Origin of the sequence: Cecembia lonarensis LW9, assembly GCF_000298295.1 — a bacterium.
Taxonomy (GTDB): domain Bacteria; phylum Bacteroidota; class Bacteroidia; order Cytophagales; family Cyclobacteriaceae; genus Cecembia; species Cecembia lonarensis.
The window spans coordinates 43,646-63,251 of the sequence record NZ_AMGM01000016.1 but is presented as its reverse complement, the minus strand read 5'-3'; the positions used below and the strand labels follow the sequence as shown (position 1 = coordinate 63,251).

Annotated in this window: 11 protein-coding genes; 4 read left to right on the top strand and 7 right to left on the bottom strand. The window is 40.9% G+C overall.

Annotated features, from left to right (window positions below):
• Window positions 1-18 precede the first annotated feature (18 nt).
• The 4 genes from B879_RS07310 to B879_RS07295 all read left to right on the top strand — a co-directional run bounded on the left by B879_RS07310 (window position 19) and on the right by B879_RS07295 (window position 11,268).
• Window positions 19-5,559 carry a T9SS type B sorting domain-containing protein gene (locus tag B879_RS07310; RefSeq protein WP_009184518.1) on the top strand — a complete coding sequence of 1,847 codons (5,541 nt, stop codon included), beginning with the start codon at window positions 19-21 and terminating at the stop codon, window positions 5,557-5,559.
• A gap of 2 nt (window positions 5,560-5,561) precedes the next feature.
• The gene (gene yaaA, locus B879_RS07305) at window positions 5,562-6,311 is read left to right on the top strand and encodes a peroxide stress protein YaaA (protein WP_009184517.1); all 750 of its coding nucleotides are present in this window, start codon (window positions 5,562-5,564) and stop codon (window positions 6,309-6,311) included.
• Between the two features lie 165 nt (window positions 6,312-6,476).
• On the top strand, window positions 6,477-9,905 hold the full coding sequence (locus tag B879_RS07300; RefSeq protein WP_238542102.1) for a T9SS type B sorting domain-containing protein: 3,429 nt from the start codon (window positions 6,477-6,479) through the stop codon (window positions 9,903-9,905).
• A 157-nt stretch (window positions 9,906-10,062) separates the two neighbouring features.
• Window positions 10,063-11,268, top strand: a complete 1,206-nt coding sequence (locus B879_RS07295) for an MFS transporter (protein ID WP_009184515.1) — start codon at window positions 10,063-10,065, stop codon at window positions 11,266-11,268.
• Window positions 11,269-11,415: 147 nt separating this feature from the next.
• Here B879_RS07295 and B879_RS07290 read toward each other — a convergent pair whose 3' ends face one another.
• The 7 genes from B879_RS07290 to purN form a co-directional block, all read right to left on the bottom strand.
• Complete coding sequence (locus B879_RS07290; protein ID WP_009184514.1) at window positions 11,416-12,564, bottom strand: galactokinase; 1,149 nt, start codon at window positions 12,562-12,564, stop codon at window positions 11,416-11,418.
• Entirely contained in the window at window positions 12,561-13,631 is a 1,071-nt protein-coding gene (locus B879_RS07285; RefSeq protein WP_040400351.1) for an aldose epimerase family protein, read from the bottom strand. Before B879_RS07285 ends, B879_RS07290 begins: the two co-directional genes overlap by 4 nt.
• A 25-nt stretch (window positions 13,632-13,656) precedes the next feature.
• On the bottom strand, window positions 13,657-14,688 hold the full coding sequence (locus tag B879_RS07280; RefSeq protein ID WP_009184512.1) for a LacI family DNA-binding transcriptional regulator: 1,032 nt from the start codon (window positions 14,686-14,688) through the stop codon (window positions 13,657-13,659).
• 24 nt (window positions 14,689-14,712) lie between these two features.
• Window positions 14,713-15,693: a M28 family peptidase gene (locus tag B879_RS07275; RefSeq protein WP_009184511.1), complete on the bottom strand. Its 981-nt coding sequence runs from the start codon at window positions 15,691-15,693 to the stop codon at window positions 14,713-14,715.
• Window positions 15,683-17,176 carry a cysteine--tRNA ligase gene (gene cysS / locus B879_RS07270; protein WP_009184510.1) on the bottom strand — a complete coding sequence of 498 codons (1,494 nt, stop codon included), beginning with the start codon at window positions 17,174-17,176 and terminating at the stop codon, window positions 15,683-15,685. The genes B879_RS07275 and cysS overlap by 11 nt, the downstream gene beginning before the upstream one ends.
• Window positions 17,177-17,377: 201 nt before the next feature.
• On the bottom strand, window positions 17,378-18,904 hold the full coding sequence (purH, locus tag B879_RS07265) for a bifunctional phosphoribosylaminoimidazolecarboxamide formyltransferase/IMP cyclohydrolase (RefSeq protein WP_009184509.1): 1,527 nt from the start codon (window positions 18,902-18,904) through the stop codon (window positions 17,378-17,380).
• Window positions 18,905-19,019: 115 nt separating this feature from the next.
• Window positions 19,020-19,577, bottom strand: coding sequence for a phosphoribosylglycinamide formyltransferase (purN, locus tag B879_RS07260; protein WP_009184508.1), 558 nt, complete (start codon window positions 19,575-19,577; stop codon window positions 19,020-19,022).
• Window positions 19,578-19,606 lie beyond the last annotated feature (29 nt).

Genomic DNA, 19,606 nt, shown 5'->3' with positions numbered 1-19,606 from the left:
GTGAATAGGATGTAAATTATGAAAAGGTACATAAAATACACAAATATAAATTTATTTTTTATTGCCCTAGGCCTTTTGATTATTTTTGGCAACCACCAAAAAGTTTACGCACAAGGCTTTAACAATAACCAATGGATATTTGGCTACTGTGGATCAGGTCAGGAAAATAGTTATTTGTCTTTCGGAAGGGGAGAAGATCCTGTTATACGTACCTTGCCACCCTCGATTCTTATAGGGGATGAGAATGGCAATGTGGATAATAATGCGATAGTCATAGATCCTATTACAGGGCAGATACTTTTTTATACAAATGGTGTGCTTGTTTATAATTATGATGACCAAATTATCCAAGGAGCTCCTAATGGAATCAATGGTCAAACAGATGTCAGGCAAACTGTAGCCATCGGTACGCTGAATTATGAAGCAGAAGGAGACCGGCAATTCTACATTTTCCACATTACTCCGGGGGGACAATTGTTATATTCTGTTGTGGACATGAATTCGCCAGGTGGGGCGCAAGGAAATGCGCCTCCACTAGGCCAGGTGATTGCATTTGATCAACTCTTGTCAAATAATGTTTCTGGTGCGATCTCAGTGGTGAAAACACCGCAATCTCCTTCTTATCTGATTAGTTTTGAGGGTGGGGAGTTGGTTGCTAGAAGAGTGGAAGCGAATCAAGGAGATTTTACCATTACGGACAATTTTGGATTTCCTTTTACCCCTAAGGCCATAATTTTTGACGAATCGGGCAAATTAATTCTTATTCCGGAAGGTGATGGAGAGGATATTGCCGTTTTGGATTTTGATACCTCTACTGGCAGCTTTGGGAATCTTTCCTTTATTTCCAATTCAGGAGGGAATGCTGCCATAGAAGGAGCTGCTTTTTCTCCTGATGGTGATTTTATTTATTTTTCCAGAGGAGATCAATTATTTAGAGTCCCTGCCAATGACCTCGATACTGACCCCGAAGTAATACCACTTGAAGGAGATATTGATGCCATTTTTGATATTAAAGTAGGTCCTGATGGCCGATTGTATTATATCTATGAAGAAACACCCGGAGGTCCGCAGCTGATTGGAAGGGTAAATAACCCTGATGAAGAGGATCTTGAAGAGCTGGATATAGAGGAAGACCCTTTTAATGGCACGGATTTCTGTGGAAGGGTCTTTCCACAGTTTGCCCCTAATCAGGATATCAACCCTACAGTTGATTTTGATTGGGAACCTGATTTTCCCTGTAGCAATAACCCTGTGCAGTTGACCAGTCAGATCACCCCGGAGAATTATCGTCCGGTGAGTTTTGAGTGGACATTTGAGCCGCCCCTGACGGATGAGGATGGCGAGCCGGTGGATATTGATTTTAACCAAGAACATTTGTTGATCCCTGAGGAGGCCACTGCTAATCAGAGTATTCAGGTAACCCTGACTGTTACTTTTGCCGATGGAAACGTTGTAACTGTCCCCAAAACTATACAGCTGACAGAGAATAATTTAGAAGCGAATTTCAGTGCTCAAGATACCACTATCTGTGAAGGGCCTTGTGTTGATATAGGCTCATTGCTTCAGGTTCAAGAAGGAGGTGGGCAAGGTGGTGAAAACCCAAATGTTGGTGGTCCAGGTCAGGGTGGAAACTATGAGTATTTTTGGTCCAATCGAAGAGATGAAGGATGGGTTAGGGATACCGATAATTGTGTGGATAGACCAGGTCTGTATTGGGTTTTGGTGCGTGAGCCAGGATCTGAATGTTATGCCTATGCGGAAGTTCGTGTGAGAATATGGGATTTGCCTGATCAGAGCAATAATGTCTGGCTTTTTGGAAATGGGGCAGGGCTGGATTTCAATCCTGATCCGGATGATGAGGAAGCACCCTTGCCGAGGCCTGTCAGTCATAATAGGGATATTCCTGCCGGCACCACTACCATTTCAGATGAGACTGGGCAGGTCTTGTTCTTTACCGATGGGGAGTCTGTATGGGATCTAAACGGAGATCTCATGGCTAATGGGGATAATATAGGAGGAAACAATCAAGCTTCCGAAGGGGTAATTGCCGTTCCGGTTCCTCAAAACCAAACGATTTTTTATGTATTTACCACCCAAAGGGCTGCAGATGGGAGTAATCGGGTAAGTTATTCTGTGGTCGATATCAAGACAGATAACCCCACTGGTGTGGGAAGTGTCGTGACCAAAAACAATTTCCTTTTTAGTCCAAGCACAGAACAGACAGCTGCTTTGGCCTCTGGAGATACGACTTGGGTGTTGTTCCACGAACTGGGCAACAATACCTTCCGTGCTTATCCGGTAAGCCCTTTTGGAATTGGATCGCCAGTTTTTTCTTCTGTGGGATCTAACCACAATTTCACTTCAGGTGTGGGCAGCATGAAGTTCAGTCCTGATGGCAATCAGGTAGCTGTTACCATTTCAGATGGGAATTGCAGCAGGCTTGAAATTTTTGATTTCAATGAGCAGACAGGAAGGTTGACGGAATATGCGCTTATTGAATTAGGTTGTGGTGCAGAAGAGGTGTATGGACTGGAATTCTCTCCAGACGGGTCCAGGATTTTTGTTTCCTATACTGGTTCTCCTGGGAAAATTGAGGAATATCTCGTCAAAAGGCCCGAAACAGCGGTAGAAGGAGAGGATATCGATTCAGATCTTTCATGTTTTGATTGTTTTGAAAATGCGAGCAACAGGTCCCAAAGAGAGAATTGTATCATAGATTCCAGAAATGTGCTCAGTACCGCGGGTCCTTTTGGAGCTATACAAATAGGTCCAGATGGACAAATTTATGTAGCAAGGCCAGACAGGAATGAAATTACGGCCATCCTTCCAGGATTTAATTGTTTGGATAGTTTTTACAATGAACAGGGTGTTTCCTTATTACCGGGCACTTCTATGAATTTGGGGTTACCGGCCTTTGTTCAACAATCAGGTAGTAGTATTCCAGAGCCAGCCTTGGCAGGTATAGAAAGGCTTTGTTTTGATCCAGACGGCACCATTGGCCTTTTTGAAGCAGGAGGAGAGCCCGATATTGACAGCTATTTTTGGACGATTACCCATGAGGACGGGGAAGTGGTCTTTGAAGAGGGTGGTCCTGGGGAGACTTTTCAGGAAATAGAACCCCTTTTCCCAAGGGTTGGTATTTACACTGTTGCTTTGAGAGTGGATCGCTGTGGTAACCCTGAATATTACAGAGAGTCTATGGAGGTAGAAGTCATAGCCTCTCCTGAACTAACCTTACCCGAAGAAGCTACCCTATGTGTAGGTACCCCTGTACCATTGACCGCAATAGACGGTTATGATCCATCAGAAGGACTTTATGATTTTGAGTGGAGAAATGCAGCAGGACAATTGATCGGTGATGAAAACAGCAACACTATTGAAGTTGTTGAAGAAAGTGTCTACACTGTTACCGTAAGATTTAGGGTGCCTGAAGGGGTTGATCCTGAGGAGTTTGATGCTTGTCCCGTAAGCCGTTCTATTTTTGTTGGTCCGGCATTTGACTTTGACCTTATTCAAAGTGCTGAAGAGGTATGTCTGGATGAACCTGTAGTGATTTTCTCACCCAATACCCCCATTACAGGAGAATGGTTTTTCAGACCGGCAGGTTCACCTGACCGTGTTTCCCTTGGAGAATTCTTTGAGTTGGAGTTGATTCCTGCTTCTCTTCCATCACCTGGAGATTATGAGATTATTTTCTTTGCGGAAGACCCATTAGTGGAAGGCTGTTTTGTTGAAAAAATTGTCCCGCTAACTATTTTCCCATTGCCAGCAGTAGATGCGGTAATTCTTTCCGACGCGGAAGACTGTGAAATACCTGACGGCAGCTTTGAAATTACTGCCTTGTCAGACATTGAATCATTGGAAGTTCTGGAATTGGGTCTTTTATTCGGTCCAATTGCAGCGGGAGAGGCCCTGCCCCCATTTACAGACTTAGAACCGGGTCTATATACCTTACAGATGCTCAATGGTTTTGGGTGCGAATTTATCCAGTCGGTTACCATCAGAAACCTTAATCCTCCACGGGGAATAGAAGGCTATGAAGTAGAAGTGTCGCCTGAAATTTGTGATGTGAACGGGGTATTAGATGGACAACTGACTATTCGGTTTATTTCAGGAGGAGCAAGTGGTACATATCAAATTACCAGACAAGGTGATGGGGCTTTTGTTTCAGATAATTTTAATGATGTAGAAGAAATTACTGTTCCGGTTCCTGCTGGAATATATTCAGTAGTTGTGGAGGATGTGGATGGTTGTGCTGTGCCCTTTGAAGATTTGGTAGAGGTGGAGGAAGTTGAAATTGTGGCGTTTTCAGCTCCAGGTAATGTGGAAGCTTGTGAAAGTTTTACATTTTCACCACAGTCAGAAGATGAGTTGGTTTATACGCTCAGAGATGCTCAGGGGAATCAGATTCAAGCAACACCTGAAGGTAGCTTTACCATTACGGAAGCCGGATTATATGTCCTTACCGGTGAAGATCCAGACGGAATTAAATGTGCCAGGGAGAGGGAAATCAATGTAACTTTGACCACAGCACCTGTTTTTAGTCTGGCAGGACCAAGGGTTGATTGTGATTTGGGACTTTTCTATGAAGCCGTATTGGGGCCGAATGAAGATCCTAATCAAGTATTTATATTTTGGTTGGATAGCAATGGTGAGGTCGTCAGCCGTAATCCTTTGTTTTTTCCAAGAGTTCCTGGGACGTATTTTCTTGAGGTACAACCCAGGACTGGCAGTTTGTGTGAGATTGATCCGATATCATTTACTGTAGAGGATACAGATCCTCAAATAGATGTTGAATTGGAGGCGCTCCCATTTTGTGCTGAGGATCCTTTTACACTCATTTCTGTAATAGCAGACCTTTCAGATGTAGCACTTATACAGTGGTTTGAAATAATAAACGGAGAAAGAGAATTAATTGAAGATTGGATAGGCTTAGATCAAGTTGTTGCCTTATTTGAAGGGGTATTTGAAATAGTACTGATTAATAATGATGGATGTGAAATTGGAACTGCTATTATTGAAATCAGGCAGTCGACCATAGGGCCACCTGATTTGGATGAGTTATATGTAATTTGTGCACCTGAGGGCATCTTGGTAGAAATTGGTCCTGGGGAGTATGATAATTATCAGTGGATTTTGGATGAAGAGGTTGTGGCGGTTTCACCCACCTTTAGTCCAACAATTCCAGGGGACTATGAGTTAATAGTATCCGATGATTTAGGTTGTGAATTCAGGGCAAGGTTTGTGGTTGAAGAGGACTGCGAATTGAAAATCAATTTCCCAAATGCCATTATTCCGAATGATTCTGAAAGAAATTTTGTTGTGTATACCAATGACTTTGTTGATGAACTGGAAGTCTTTATTTATAACAGGTGGGGTGAATTAATCTTCTACTGTGAAAGTAATGGAGTAAATGGAGAAATTCCACGATGTGCTTGGGATGGGATTGTGAATGGAAGAACCGTTCCTATTGGAACCTACCCTGTAGTTGTGAATTACGGAAGTACCAGTCAAAACGTAAGAAAAACTTTAAAACGTACCATATTAGTAATTGAGTAAATATGATTGCCATAATTTCACCCGCCAAAACCCTGGATTTAAGTTCAACAGATGTAAGCATACAAACTCAGCCTGAGTTTGTGTCTCAGACTATGGAGTTGGTCAATATCATGAAGCAGAAAAGTACAGATGATATCATAAAATTGATGGGCGTCAGTGAAAAGCTTGCTCAGTTGAATGAGGAGAGGTATAAAAATTTTAAAAAGAGCTTTGGGCCTGAAAATGCCAAGCAAGCACTTTTGGCCTTTAAGGGTGATGTATATACCAAAATAGATGTGGATAATTATTCAGAAGAAGATTTTGAATTTGCCCAGGTCCACTTACGCATTCTTTCAGGGCTATATGGTTTGCTTAAGCCCATGGATTTGATCCAGCCCTATAGATTGGAAATGGGGATCAAATTGGAAAACAAGAAAGGAAAAAATTTATATGAGTTTTGGGGGCAAAGGATAGCCAAAGCCATCAATGAAGCTGCTAAAGGAAGCCCAATTATCAACTTGGCTTCCCAAGAATATTTTAAAGCGGTTGATACTTCTGCCCTTTCTTCTGAAGTGATTACCCCGGTTTTCAAAGAATATAGAAATGGAAAGTACCAAATTATCGGATTATTTGCAAAACAGGCAAGGGGAATGATGACGGATTTTATTATAAAAAATAGGATCCAAGAACCTGAGTCCCTAAAAGTTTTTAACGAAGGAGGGTACGAGTTTAAAGAAGTTTTGCCAAAAGGAGAGTGGCTTTTTATCAGGTAATTTATTGATACAAAGATATTTCTATCAATTAAATTTTTGTAAATGTAATTGAGTTAACCTTGGATTTCTTAATTTTGACTAAGGTAAGAATTATTTCAGAATTAAGATTTTGTGAAGGTTAGACGCTCATATCTCATCGTTCAATTACTTTTTTTAGCTTCAATTTTGACAGCGCTTAGCTCCTCATCGGAAAATTTTAGAGAAGTTGGACTGGAAGAAAATAAAAAGGAGTTTGAATTTGATGATTTTACCCTTGATGGTCCAGATATACTTTGCCTATATTATGGAAGTATTATAGGAGATTTTTTCGGCGGGGGATTGCCTTCAGATGTCTTCCGCTGGCAGATTTTTGATGCTGACGGTAATCAGGTTATTCAGCGGGAAGGCGCTTTTCAAAAATTTAGTTTTACTTTTTCAAATGAAGGAATATTTAAAGTGGTTTTGAATGTCCGGAGAGGTGCTAATTTGGTTTTTTCTGCAGAAAAGGAAGTGGAGATTCTTGGTGCTCCTGAACTTATTTTACAGAACACTTATTTTTTATGTGAGGCCGGTCAGACCAGCATGACACTTGTAGCTCCTGAGGAATATCTTCCAGAAAATATTTCCATTGAATGGTTAGATCCGGAGGGGCAAAGCCTTGGTATAGGGAATACAGTACCTGTCGACAAACCTGGTATTTACACGGTTAATTTTTTTCAAATGAATGATAATGTTGCATTTTGCCCATTCTCTCTTACTACCAATGTAATCGATCCATCTGAATTCAATGTGGATATTTCACAAGTGGAAGCATGTGATGGTTTTACGGAAATTTTTCTGGATGCCGGAGAAGGTATTTTTGGCACCTGGTTTTATAGTAAAAAAGATGAAGGGGAGCGAGTTTTATTATCCAGTGATGCAAGCACCATATTTTACCCTTATGATTTAGATGGGCCGGGAGAGTATCAATTGATTTTTGAAGTAGAAACGATAGGTGGAGAGTTTTGTGAAATTGAAAAAACATTGAATTTTACTGTTTTGCCTCAAGCAGAAATTGAGTTAGAAGTTCTTTCCAACGTTACGGATTGCAATCAGGAGGATGGAGAAATTCTTATTAAAGCCAATTCAAGAATTGAACGATTGGATTTAAGAAAAGGCTTAGATAATATTATTACTTTTTTCGATTTACAGGAAGGGGATGAGCGCATTGTCTCAAATTTAGAACCTGGTATTTATGCCATTAGGACTTTTCTGGACGGTTGTAGTACTTGGTATCCTTTTACCATTGAAACAGATGATTTGCCTGATGAAATGGGCTTTGAAATTATTGAGGTTATTCCTGAAACATGTACTGAAACAGGAAAACTTGATGGCAAAGTGAGGGTGAAACTGAACGACCCTGGGTTTTTGGGAGAGTTTCAGCTTTTTGATGTAAACGGCTTGCCTTCGACTTTGGCTGGAGGAGTTATTGAGGCAGATGAAGACGGTGTTTTTGAATTTTCAGTGCGTGCAGGAAGATATTATATTGAAATCATCAGAGATGATGGCTGTAAAAACGCTTCTCAAGAGGAAATAAGAATATTTTTTAAAGGACAAGTAGAATTTTCCGTGCCCAATATTTTGACTGTCTGTGAATTCTTTGATTTTCTTCCAGCTTCAAATCAGCCTCTGATTTATGAATTGACCTTTCCAAACGGAGAGACGCAGCTCAGCGATTCAGGGGATTCTTTCAGGTTGGATCAAGAAGGTATTTATAGAATCGTGGGCAAAGATCCCAATCAAGATGATGGCTTCTGTCCTAGAGAGAGATCTTTTAGGGTGGTCTTGATAGAGCCGATTGAATATGAGCCAGTTTTAATTGAGGAAGATTGTTTCGGTAATAAAAAATACGAAGTTCAATTCTCCAGACCTGTGGATTTAAGTCAGGTCGACATACAGTGGATCAATGAAAATGGAGAAGTGGTTGGCCGTGGAAATTTTCTTTTCCCAACAACTTTTGGGGAATTTACCCTAGAAGTCCAACCTATTGGAAGTCAGGCATGCCCTACTCCTCCAAAAACCTTCCAAGTGAGAAGACCCGATTTCCAATTGGAAATTTCACATACAGCTGATTTTATATGTCCCGGAAACCCAGTTTCTAAAATTGAAGTCCAGACCGATTTTGATGAAGTTGATCGTATTTCCTGGCTTTTTTATGAAGGTGAAACAGGTGTTGAATTGCCTGAATTTGAAGGACTCTCCGAAGTGGAAGTGACTCGTGCAGGAGCTTATGAGGTGGTGCTTTTTAGTGAATTTGGCTGTGAAATAGGAAGAAAACTTATTCTTGTAGAAGAAAGCGATCGAGATGCAGAATTTGATGTTCCTAATCAAATTATTATTTGTGAGTTTTTTGACCTGATTCCTGAAACTCAGTTGGACCTAATATTTACCATAACAGATCCGAACGGGCAAACCTTCACCATCGCCTCTGGGGATTCTTTTCAATTGACATTGGAGGGAGAGTATATCTTTGAAGCTAAGGCTGGGGAAGAGGAAGACCAACTATGTCCTGTTATAAAGACTTTAGAAGTGATATTCACGCGTTCAATTGATTTTCAGCCGGAACTTTTCCAAGAGGATTGTAGCGGTGACAAGGTTTATCGAGCTAATATTTTTGGGGAAGATCCAAATTCCGTAGACTTCTTCTGGTATGACTCAAGCATGAATCGAATTGGTGATCAGCAATTATTTCTTCCTGTTACATTTGGAGAGTTTTTCTTAGAAGTAAGACCAAAAGGCAGTCAAACTTGTCCAGAGCCGCCGATCTCATTTTTTGTTGAAGCGCCTATTCTTTCAGTACCCCTTACATTGACTGGGGAGGTGATTTGCCCTGACCCTGGCTTCACCTTTTTGGTTGTGGAAACACCTTTGGAGCAGGTAGACCGATTGATCTGGTATTATACGGATAGCAGAGGGCTCAGAACTGAAATCAGTAGGTTCGAGAACGAGACTTCTATTGCGGTTTCTGAAGAGGGATTGTATGAAGTAGAAGCTTTAAATTCGATAGGTTGTGTACTTGCATCTGAGTCGGTAATGATCCAAATAAGTACCGATCCGAGCAGACCGGTTACTGAAGAACAATACCTTGTTTGCCCCTTCTATGGAAAAGGGGAGGAGATAGATCCAGGAGATTTTGATCAGTATTTTTGGATGTTGGATGATGAAGTTGTTTTTGACCAAAGATTTTTCAGTCCTGAAAAATCAGGTACTTATACTTTGGAAGTAATCAGCAGAGAAGGCTGCAGCTATTTTACAAGCTTTGAGGTAGTAGAAAATTGTGTACTCCAAGTTGTGTATCCAAATGCCATGCAACCATCTGAAAGCGGTAAGCATTTTGAGATATATGCCAATGAACTGGTCGACGAGGTTCAGGTTTGGATTTATAATAAATGGGGGCAATTGTTGTTTTATTGCTCCAATCCTAATGCTGCAGATTCTGGGGCATTTTGTAAATGGGATGGAACGTACAATGGTGAGAAGTTAGCCCCTGGGATGTATGTGCTTAAAATTCAGTACCGAAATCGCTCTGATGAAAGTTATCAGCAACTTACTGATGGCATTCTCCTCATAGATTAATTTTTTTGGGTAAAGAAGGAAGTAGCGATATATTTCGATTTCAGCTATATTTTTATCAATGGCAAAAAACTAATCCAAATATTTTTTTATATTTTCCGAATAATTTAACCAATCATCCTATTAATAAGTCAATTTAAACCTTTTAAACCCAACTACAATGAACGAAAACATCAATAAGAGTGCCTTGTTTAATGCAAGTTGTCTGGCTCTTATTACCACCGCACTTTCATTCTCCATCCGGGCAGGAATCCTGCCGGAATTAGGCAGTGAATTCGGCTTATCTGCGGAGCAGCTAGGCTTTATCAACTCCATGTGGTTTTTAGGCTTCCCTATTTCCATGATTTTGGGTGGGATATTTTACCACACGGTAGGTCCCAAGAATATCATGAGGATTGCCTTTGTGACGCATACCTTAGGCATAGTTCTGACCATTTATGCGCAGGGCTATGGATTGTTGTTGCTTTCCACCCTATTTATCGGTTTTGGTAACGGATGTACTGAGGCGGCTTGTAATCCAATGATTGCCGATATGTATTCAGGCGTAAAGATGAATAAAATGCTCAACAGGTTCCATATGTGGTTCCCTGGAGGTATTGTAATCGGCGCATTAGTGTCCAAGTTTATGACTGATAGTGGATTTGGATGGCAGGCCCAGATGTGGGTAATTATGATCCCGACGATTGCTTATGCAGTGTTGTTCTTTGGAAAAGCTTTTCCAAAACCAACGGTGGAAGGTGTCACCTCTTTGGCGAGCAATGTAAAAGCGTTGTTTTCTCCGGTTTTCATTTTCCTTTTCATTTGCATGGCCTTGACTGCCATTACCGAGTTTGGCCCGCAGCAGTGGGTAAATATCGTTATGAGTGAAAGTGGTGCCAGTGGCATGCTCATCCTAGCTTTGACTACTGGAATTATGGCTGTGGGAAGATTCTTTGCAGGGCCGGTCGTCAAAAGCCTGGGTCAAACTGGCGTTCTATTAGGTGGAGCAATCTTTGCAACTGTAGGTATTTACTTATTCAGTATAGTTACTGGTCCAATGGCTTATTTCGCTGCTGTTATCTTTGCCATAGGTGTTTGTTACTTCTGGCCTGTTATGGTAGGTGCAGTTGCCCAAAGGGTTCCACTGAGTGGGGCTTTAGGAATGTCCATCATAGGTGGTGTGGGAATGTTCTCCACTGCTATTTTCCAACCAATCATTGGTGGTTGGATTGACTCTGCAAGACTTGTTCATGATACAGAACTAGCCGCTGGTCAGGCCACCCTTTTAAAAATGGTTTCATTTCCAGGAATATTGATCGTGTTATTTATCATTTTCTTTATTTGGCAGAAAAACGCCAAATCAACTGAGGTGATTGCCGCACATTAAACCCGAGGGTTAAATCAAAAAAGCAGCCCCCACAAAGGGCTGCTTTTCTTTTTTTGAAAAACTTAATGCTTGCTCTGCCCTATTTTTCAAGGATTCGGGATTTTAATTTGGTGATGGATTTCCAAGAGGATGATGAGCATTTTGTTATCAAATTTCCCTTGTACCATCACCAAGGCTGATTTCATAGAATTTTGGGGCTTTTCCGAATTTGGACAAATATGCGGAGGCAATGATATCCTTAAATTGCCCTACCTTTTCTTTTTGTAATATATTGATGGTACAACCTCCAAAGCCACCTCCCATCATCCTGCTTCCAATGACAAAATCCAATGATTTTGATTGGTCTACCAGGAAATCCAGCTCTTGGCAACTAACACCATATTTTTTGCTTAATCCTTCATGAGAAGCATACATCAATTTTCCAACTTTTAAAATATTCCCCTCTTTCAAGGCCTCAGATGCCTCTATGACGCGCTCATTCTCTTCAATCACATATACTCCCCTGCCCAAAACCTCGCGGTCTATGAAAGGTTTGATTTCATTTAAGTGCTTCAACTTTAGGTCCCGAAGGGAGGCTACGCCCACTTGGTTTTGCTGTGCCATTAGCACCACTTCCGCACATTCATTTCTCCTACGATTATACGCGGAGTCAGCCAATGAATGTTTTACTTGCGTATCCACTAATAGTAGCTTAAAGTCTCCCAAATCTAGCGGGAAATAGTTGAAAGATAAATCTCTACAGTCCAATTTGATTACATGGTCTTTTTTACCCATGACTGAGGCAAATTGATCCATGATGCCACACTGAACTCCTGCAAATAAATGTTCAGCTTTTTGGGCATAATGCATAAGAGAATGTTTGGGTATATTAAACCCAAATAAGGAGGATATGCTAAAGCCAACAGCACATTCTATGGCGGCAGAAGAGGACAAACCTGCCCCCACTGGCAAATCCCCTCCAAATACCATATCAAAACCTTTTACAGGGTAGCCTGCCTGCTGTAGTTGGGAGATAACCCCCATGATATAAGTTGCCCAATGGCCTTTTTTGGGTGCTAATGAATTTAAGTTGATTGAAAACTCTTCATCGAAATCTAAGGAGTAAATCCTACAAACATGTAATTCGTTGGCCGATATAGCAACATAAATTCCTAAATCAATGGCTGCTGGCATGACAAAGCCCTCATTATAATCTGTATGCTCACCAATCAAATTTATTCTTCCGGGAGAAAAATAGAGGGAATAAGGCTCTTGTTGAAAGATCTCTCTGAATTTATCGCTGATTTTGATTTTCATTTTTCTACTGAAAATGCAAAAACTGTCCTTGATTGGAAGACCTCCCCGGGAAGCAATAAGGTGGAAGGGAATTCAGGTTGATTAGCCGCATCAGGAAAATGTTGGGTTTCTAAACAAATGGCAGCTCTTCTATCAAATTTTACCCCACCTTTTCCAGCAAAAGATTGATTCAGGTAATTGCTGGTATAGACCTGTAAACCAGGGGCGGTGGTGCTTAAGGTGAGTTTTCTTCCAGTTCCAGGATGAAAAAGCGTAGCACAGGTTTCTGATTCCTTCAAAGCAAAACAATGGTCAATACCTCCTGCTAATTTGAGCTGCTCATCTTTTTTGTGAATTTGCTCGGAAATGGGTTTAGGGGTTCTAAAATCAAAAGGAGTTCCTGCAACATGGGCCACTTCTCCAGTGGGCAGGCTATTCTCATTGATGGGTAAATAGTGGTCTGTGTCAACAAAAAATTCATGGGCTTCTATAGACTGACTGAAATCTCCGGATAGATTGAAATATGAGTGATTGGTTGGATTGATAACCGTTTTTTTATCTGAAATAGCGCGGTAGCTGATTTCCAGTTTTCCGGTAATATCTAAAGTATAGGTCACCCACACTTCTACTGTTCCAGGATAATTTTCCTCTCCATCTGGACTTTTGTAATAAAAGGTAATGCCAACAGAATTGTCGGTTTCAAAAGGAGCGGCTGCCCAAATTTTTTTATCCCAGCCCTCTATGCCCCCATGCAAATGGGTTTCCCCTTGGTTTGGTGGTAAGTGATAAGTCTTATCATCAATGGTAAATTGATTTCCGCTTAACCTACCGGCAACTCTTCCTACAGTTGAACCTATATAACAGTAATTGTCCTGGTAATCTTTCTGCAAGTAACCTTCCAGGTCATCAAATCCCAGTACGGTGTCTTCCATTTTTCCATTGCGGTCTGGAAGTAACAAATGGGTCCAAGTGGCCCCATAGTTCATTACAGATACCTTGATTTGGTCTTTAATAAATAAGGAAAATAGAGTGATTTCATCACCTTTGGGAGAAACACCAAAGGTTTTTGATTCTAACTGTGGGCTCATAGGCTGTTTAATTTCTTTGCCCGGATCAGGCATTAGGTTTCTTTTTGGAGGAATTTCTAGGTACAAGTGTGGTAAGTAGTACAAATGATTGTGGCTCATCTGGTACCAAATCGTCTAATTGGTCTAGTAAATGGTTGGCGGCAATCTGCCCCATTTCGTAACCCGGCTGAGAAACAGTAGTTAATGAAGGTTCTATAACTGCTGATGTTGGATTATTGGTAAATCCAGCGAGTGCTATCTCTTCAGGAATCTTAAGCCCCTGTTCTTTTAATACCATCATAATATCGATCGCCAAGGGATCAATCATGGCAAATATCCCATCAGGTCTATCTTCACTGGCCAGCATGGCCAAGGTTACCTCCCGGTTTTTTTCTGAAGTAAGGTCAGTCATGTAAACTTTACTTTCACTTGCTGGAATGCCAAACTCAGATAAGGCTTTTAAATATCCCTCTTTTCTCTTTTTGCTGATGTATAAGTCCTCAGGGCCTGAAAAATAGGCTACTTTTTTACAGCCTTGTTCTAATAGATGCTTGACTGCCAAATAAGCACCATGGGCGTCATCTACTGTTACTTTGGATACAGGAATATCCTCTGTTACCCTATCAAACATGATAAATGGAATTTCCCGATTGTACAACTCCATAAGATGTTCATAGTTTTTTGTTTCCCGACTTAGAGAGATCAGTAACCCATCCACCTGTGAGGAAACCAAGGTCCTTACGTTAGCTTTCTCCTGCTCAAAGGATTCGTTGGACTGGCAGATCATGATATTGTACCCTCTTTTGTACGCTGTGTCTTGAATACCACTTATATTACTGGAAAAAAAATGAGAAGTCAATTCAGGAACAATAACTCCCAATACTTTACTTTTACTGATTCTGAGACTTTGGGCCAATAAATTATATTGATAATTCATGCTTTTGGCCATCTCCACAATCCGCTTTTTGGTTTCAGGATGAAGTTCCGGAGAGTCTTTCAAAGCCCTTGATACGGTAGAAACGGAAACGCCAAGTTTTTTGGCAATTTCTTTCATGGTAACCTGATGGCCTTTTTTCATGGTAGTGAGTGGTTTTGGAATACTTTATTCCTGATACAAGGTGAACAAAACTGTTTGCCCGACTGCTTTCAAAGTTCTTCTGTCAATGATGTCCATATTGTCTGCATGGGTATGGTGATAATGACCAAATCCATAATCAGGAGAAAATTCAACAATATTAATCATGGGGATTTTGGCATCTCTATTTACAAAGACGTGATCATCAATGATTTCAGGAGCATCCCTTGCAATAAAGAAGTCTGAATATCCTAATTCTGAGGCAAAATTCCACACTTTATTTACAATGTTTTTTGCATAGCGCATAGAATAGCCTTCTCTGTAAAATCTTGCACCTTTAGCCCCTACCAAATCTACCAAAATACCATAATAGGCAGTATAACCGGGTTGATGTGGGTTTTTAGCCCAATGCTGGGAACCCAAACACCACCATACTTGTGAACTGTTTCTGGAATTACTGTATTCAGGCTCTCCATCATCCTCGCCGTCAAACAGGATGAAATCAATACCAATTTCAAGTTTATCATCCGAAGAAGTGATAACCCGTGCAATTTCCAAAAGAACAGCTACTCCAGAACCACCGTCATTAGCTCCATCGATGGGCTCATCGATCCTTTCTGTATCCTTATCTGCCATCCGCCTTGTATCCCAATGGGCCCCTAGCAAAATCCTCTTTTTTGCAGATGGATTATAGGAAGCAATAATGTTACTCAAATTCCAAGTTAGGTTATCGTATGTTCTAGCCTGAAAATCCTGGGTTTGCACCTCCAAACCATAACTCCTGAATTTTTCAATCAACCAGGCTCTGGTTTTTCTGTGACCCTCAGTATTTGGTACCCTAGGACCAAAATCAACCTGTTGCTGGATAAAAGCATATGCTGAATCTGCACTGAAATCCGGTGCAGACCTGTAGACGACCGGTTCCTGAATACGGCCGTTTATCTTATCCCCACTGCAAGACCAAATAATTGCAAGTAAGATGACAAAAATTAAAAATCTATTCTTCATATGCCCAATCAATTTTATCCTTCATGTCTTTAACCACATAGCCCATTTCTTTTAAGGCAGCTCTAATTTCATCTACTCTATTGTAGTTTCTTGCAGTTTTTGCTTCACCATAAAGTTGAAGCAGAACTTCAATAAGGGCTTCTTGGGTCTCAGGTTTTTCATCCTTTAGTCCCAGTATTTTTTCTACAAACACAATAAATGTACTGATTAGTTTTTGAAAAACTTCTTCCCCGAAATGACCTGGTTTCAATTGACCTGTGTACAGGGAGTTGATTTTTTTGAGCAAGTTAAATAGATGACCAATGGCTTGAGCTGTGTTAAAATCGTCATCCATTGCCCTATAGGCCTGCTGAATGCTAGATTCAACCTGCTTGATTTGCTCCTCATCTAAGGCTACATCTACATCTGCAAAATATTCGAGTTTTTTAGCAATCCTTAAACCATTGATGATTTTTTTATAGCCCTTTTGAGCCGCCTTCAATGCTTCATTGGAGAAGTCCAAAGTAGACCGATAATGTGCGGTCAACATGAAATATCGAATGGTCATTGGGCTGTAAGCTTGCTCTAGAAGCTGATGGCTTCCAGTGAAAAGCTCCTGCAAGGTGATAAAATTACCCAGTGACTTACCCATTTTCTGGCCATTAATGGTAATCATGTTGTTATGCATCCAATATTTGGCGGGATCCTGATGATTGCAGGCATTACCTTGTGCAATTTCACATTCATGGTGGGGAAACATGAGGTCCATCCCACCTCCATGGATATCAAAATGTTTCCCTAAATATTTGGAAGACATGGCCGTACACTCCAAGTGCCAACCTGGGAAACCTAATCCCCAAGGCGAATCCCATTTCATGAGGTGTTCTGGCGCAGCTTTTTTCCATAATGCGAAATCAACCTGATTCCTTTTTTCACCCTGACCATCCAGATCCCTCGTGCCAGCCATTAATTCTTCCAACACCCTACCTGATAACTTACCGTAGCGCTCTTTTTCATTGTACTTCAGGACGTCAAAATACACTGAACCATTTACCTCATAAGCCAAACCTTCTTCTAAAATTGCCTGTACCAAAGCAATCTGCTCTGGAATATGTCCAGTAGCTCGTGGTTCTATGCTTGGCTTGATGGTGTTGAGCAAGTCCATATCCCTATGGTAAGTGTCCGTATATTGTTGGGCCACTTCCATAGGTTCCAATTGTTCCAATTTGGCCTTTTTTGCAATCTTATCCTCGCCCTCATCCGCATCTCCAGTCAAATGGCCAACATCGGTAATATTCCGGACGTATCTAACCTTGTAACCTAAATGGTTTAAATAGCGGTAGACCGTGTCAAAGGTTACTGCAGGACGGGCATGGCCCAAATGTGCATCTCCATAAACTGTAGGCCCGCATACATACATACCCACAAAAGGTGCCTTTATGGGTTCAAAACTTTCCTTCTTTCTTGAAAGTGTATTATGAATTTTAAGTTGGTGTTCTCTCATTGTAGATTAGTACGGAGTATAATGACGGAAAGTGACATGCAAATCAGTATAAAGTCCAATTTGAATACTTTTCTGGTGTCCTTAAACCAAAATGCAAAATAGTAGATAGAATCCGGTAAATAAAAAAACCATCAAGGTTTTCCTTTGGAGCACCCTGATGGCTTGATACAAAACATGAGTAAATCAGCTTTGCCGGCTTTTTTAATGTTTAAAGTGTCTGATACCAGTCATCACCATGCTCATGCCATGGGCATCACAGAAATCAATAGAGTCTTGGTCTTTTATTGACCCTCCAGGTTGTACAACTGCAGTAATACCGGCTTCATGGGCGATTTCTACACAATCAGGGAAAGGGAAAAATGCATCTGAAGCCATGACAGCGCCATTAAGATCGAACCCAAATGATCGTGCTTTTTCGATAGCTTGTTTTAATGCGTCTACCCTAGAGGTTTGCCCCACGCCTGATGCAAAGAGCTGGTTGCTATTGCTTAAAACAATGGTGTTGGACTTGGTGTGTTTACAAACTTTTGCAGCGAAGACCAATGCCTCCAGTTCTCCTTTGTTAGGTGAAACTTTTGTCGCTACCCTAAAGTCCTCTTTGCCCTCTGTCTGTAAGTCCTTGTCCTGTTCAATAAAACCATTTAGTAAGGTTTTGATCTGTTTTGTGCCAGGAACGGCAATTTTTTGAAGTAAAAGGATTCTGTTTTTCTTACCTTTTAACAATGCTAAGGCTTCGGTATCAAAACCGGGGGCAATCAATACTTCGAAAAACAGACTGTTCATTTCTTCAGCGGCTGCCAGGTCAACGGTTTGGTTTGTTACCAAAACACCTCCAAATGCTGATGTGGTATCTGCGGAAAAGGCCTTTTGATAGGCTTCCTTGACAGTAAACGCTGTTGCAACACCACAAGCATTGGTATGCTTTAGGATGGCAAATGCAGTTTCTCCCTTAAATTCGGAAATCAAAGCTACAGCAGCGTCAATATCGACCAAGTTGTTATATGAAAGCTCTTTTCCGTTCAGCTGATCAAACATTTCATTCAAGTCTCCAAAGAAATGAGCCGCTTGATGTGGGTTTTCCCCATAACGTAGGGATTTCGCTCTGTTTTCAGAGATTTTCAAAGCAGGGATTTCCTCTGACTGGTTGAAATAATTAAAAATATGGGTGTCATAATTGGAAGAAACTTGAAAGGCCTGTGCCGCAAAATACCTTCTGTCATCCAATGTTGTAGCTCCGCCTTGAGCTGTTAATTTTTCCTCCAATTCCCCATATTGTGCTTTTGAAGCGATGATGGTTACATCTTTGAAATTCTTGGCAGCGGCTCTGATCAAAGAGATGCCTCCGATGTCAATTTTTTCTATGATGTCTGCTTCTGAGGCTCCTGAAGCAACAGTTTCTTCAAATGGATAAAGATCTACTATAACCAAATCAATGGCAGGTATGTCATATTCAGAAGCTTGGGAAACATCTGAATCCAAATCTCTCCGGTGAAGGATTCCTCCAAAGATTTTGGGATGGAGTGTCTTGACCCTACCCCCAAAGATGGACGGATAGCCGGTTAATTCTTCGACAGGTACTACTGATGCCCCCTGTTCTTCAATAAACTTTTGGGTCCCTCCTGTAGAATAAATGGTTACACCATGTTCTTTCAAAAGGGCGATAATAGGTTCTAGGTTGTCTTTGTAATAGACAGAAATGAGTGCAGTTTGGATTTTTTTGCTGGCCATAATTTTTGAAGACCACAAAGTAGACGCTAAGGAGACACAAAGGTGTGAGGCGTAACTTTGTGGCTATATTTTGATAGATAAATTTTCAAGTTGCAAAGGTAGGAAAATCAAGGCATTAAAGCAGACTTTCTATCACATTTGGAAAGTATTTGTATTCCAGTTGATGAACTTTTTTTGCTATGGTATCGGGGTTGTCCTCTGGATCTAGCTGAACAGCTGCTTGAAAAATAATCTTTCCTTCATCATACTGTTCATTTACCAGATGGATGGTTATACCTGTTTCAGTATCTCCTGCACCCTTTACCGCCTCATGCACTTTCATACCATACATTCCCTTACCACCATATTTGGGTAGAAGGGCTGGATGAATATTGATGATTTCGTTAGGATAAACCTCTAACAGGTTTTCAGGAATTTTTAATAAAAATCCTGCCAATACCACCAAGTCCACCTTGGCATCTTTAAGTATTTGGGTAACCATTCCCTCCTCCAATTGGGTTTTGTTGAAAATAAAGGTAGGAACATCAAACTTCTTGGCCCTTTCCAAAACATAAGCCTCTCTTTTGTTAGATCCGATCAGTATAACTTTCCCTTTCTTTGAATCCTGAAAATGTTTCATGATTTCCTCGGCATTGCTACCACTACCGGATGCTAATATGGCTATGTTTTTCACGCTGGACCTAGATTTCTTTTGTCAAAAAT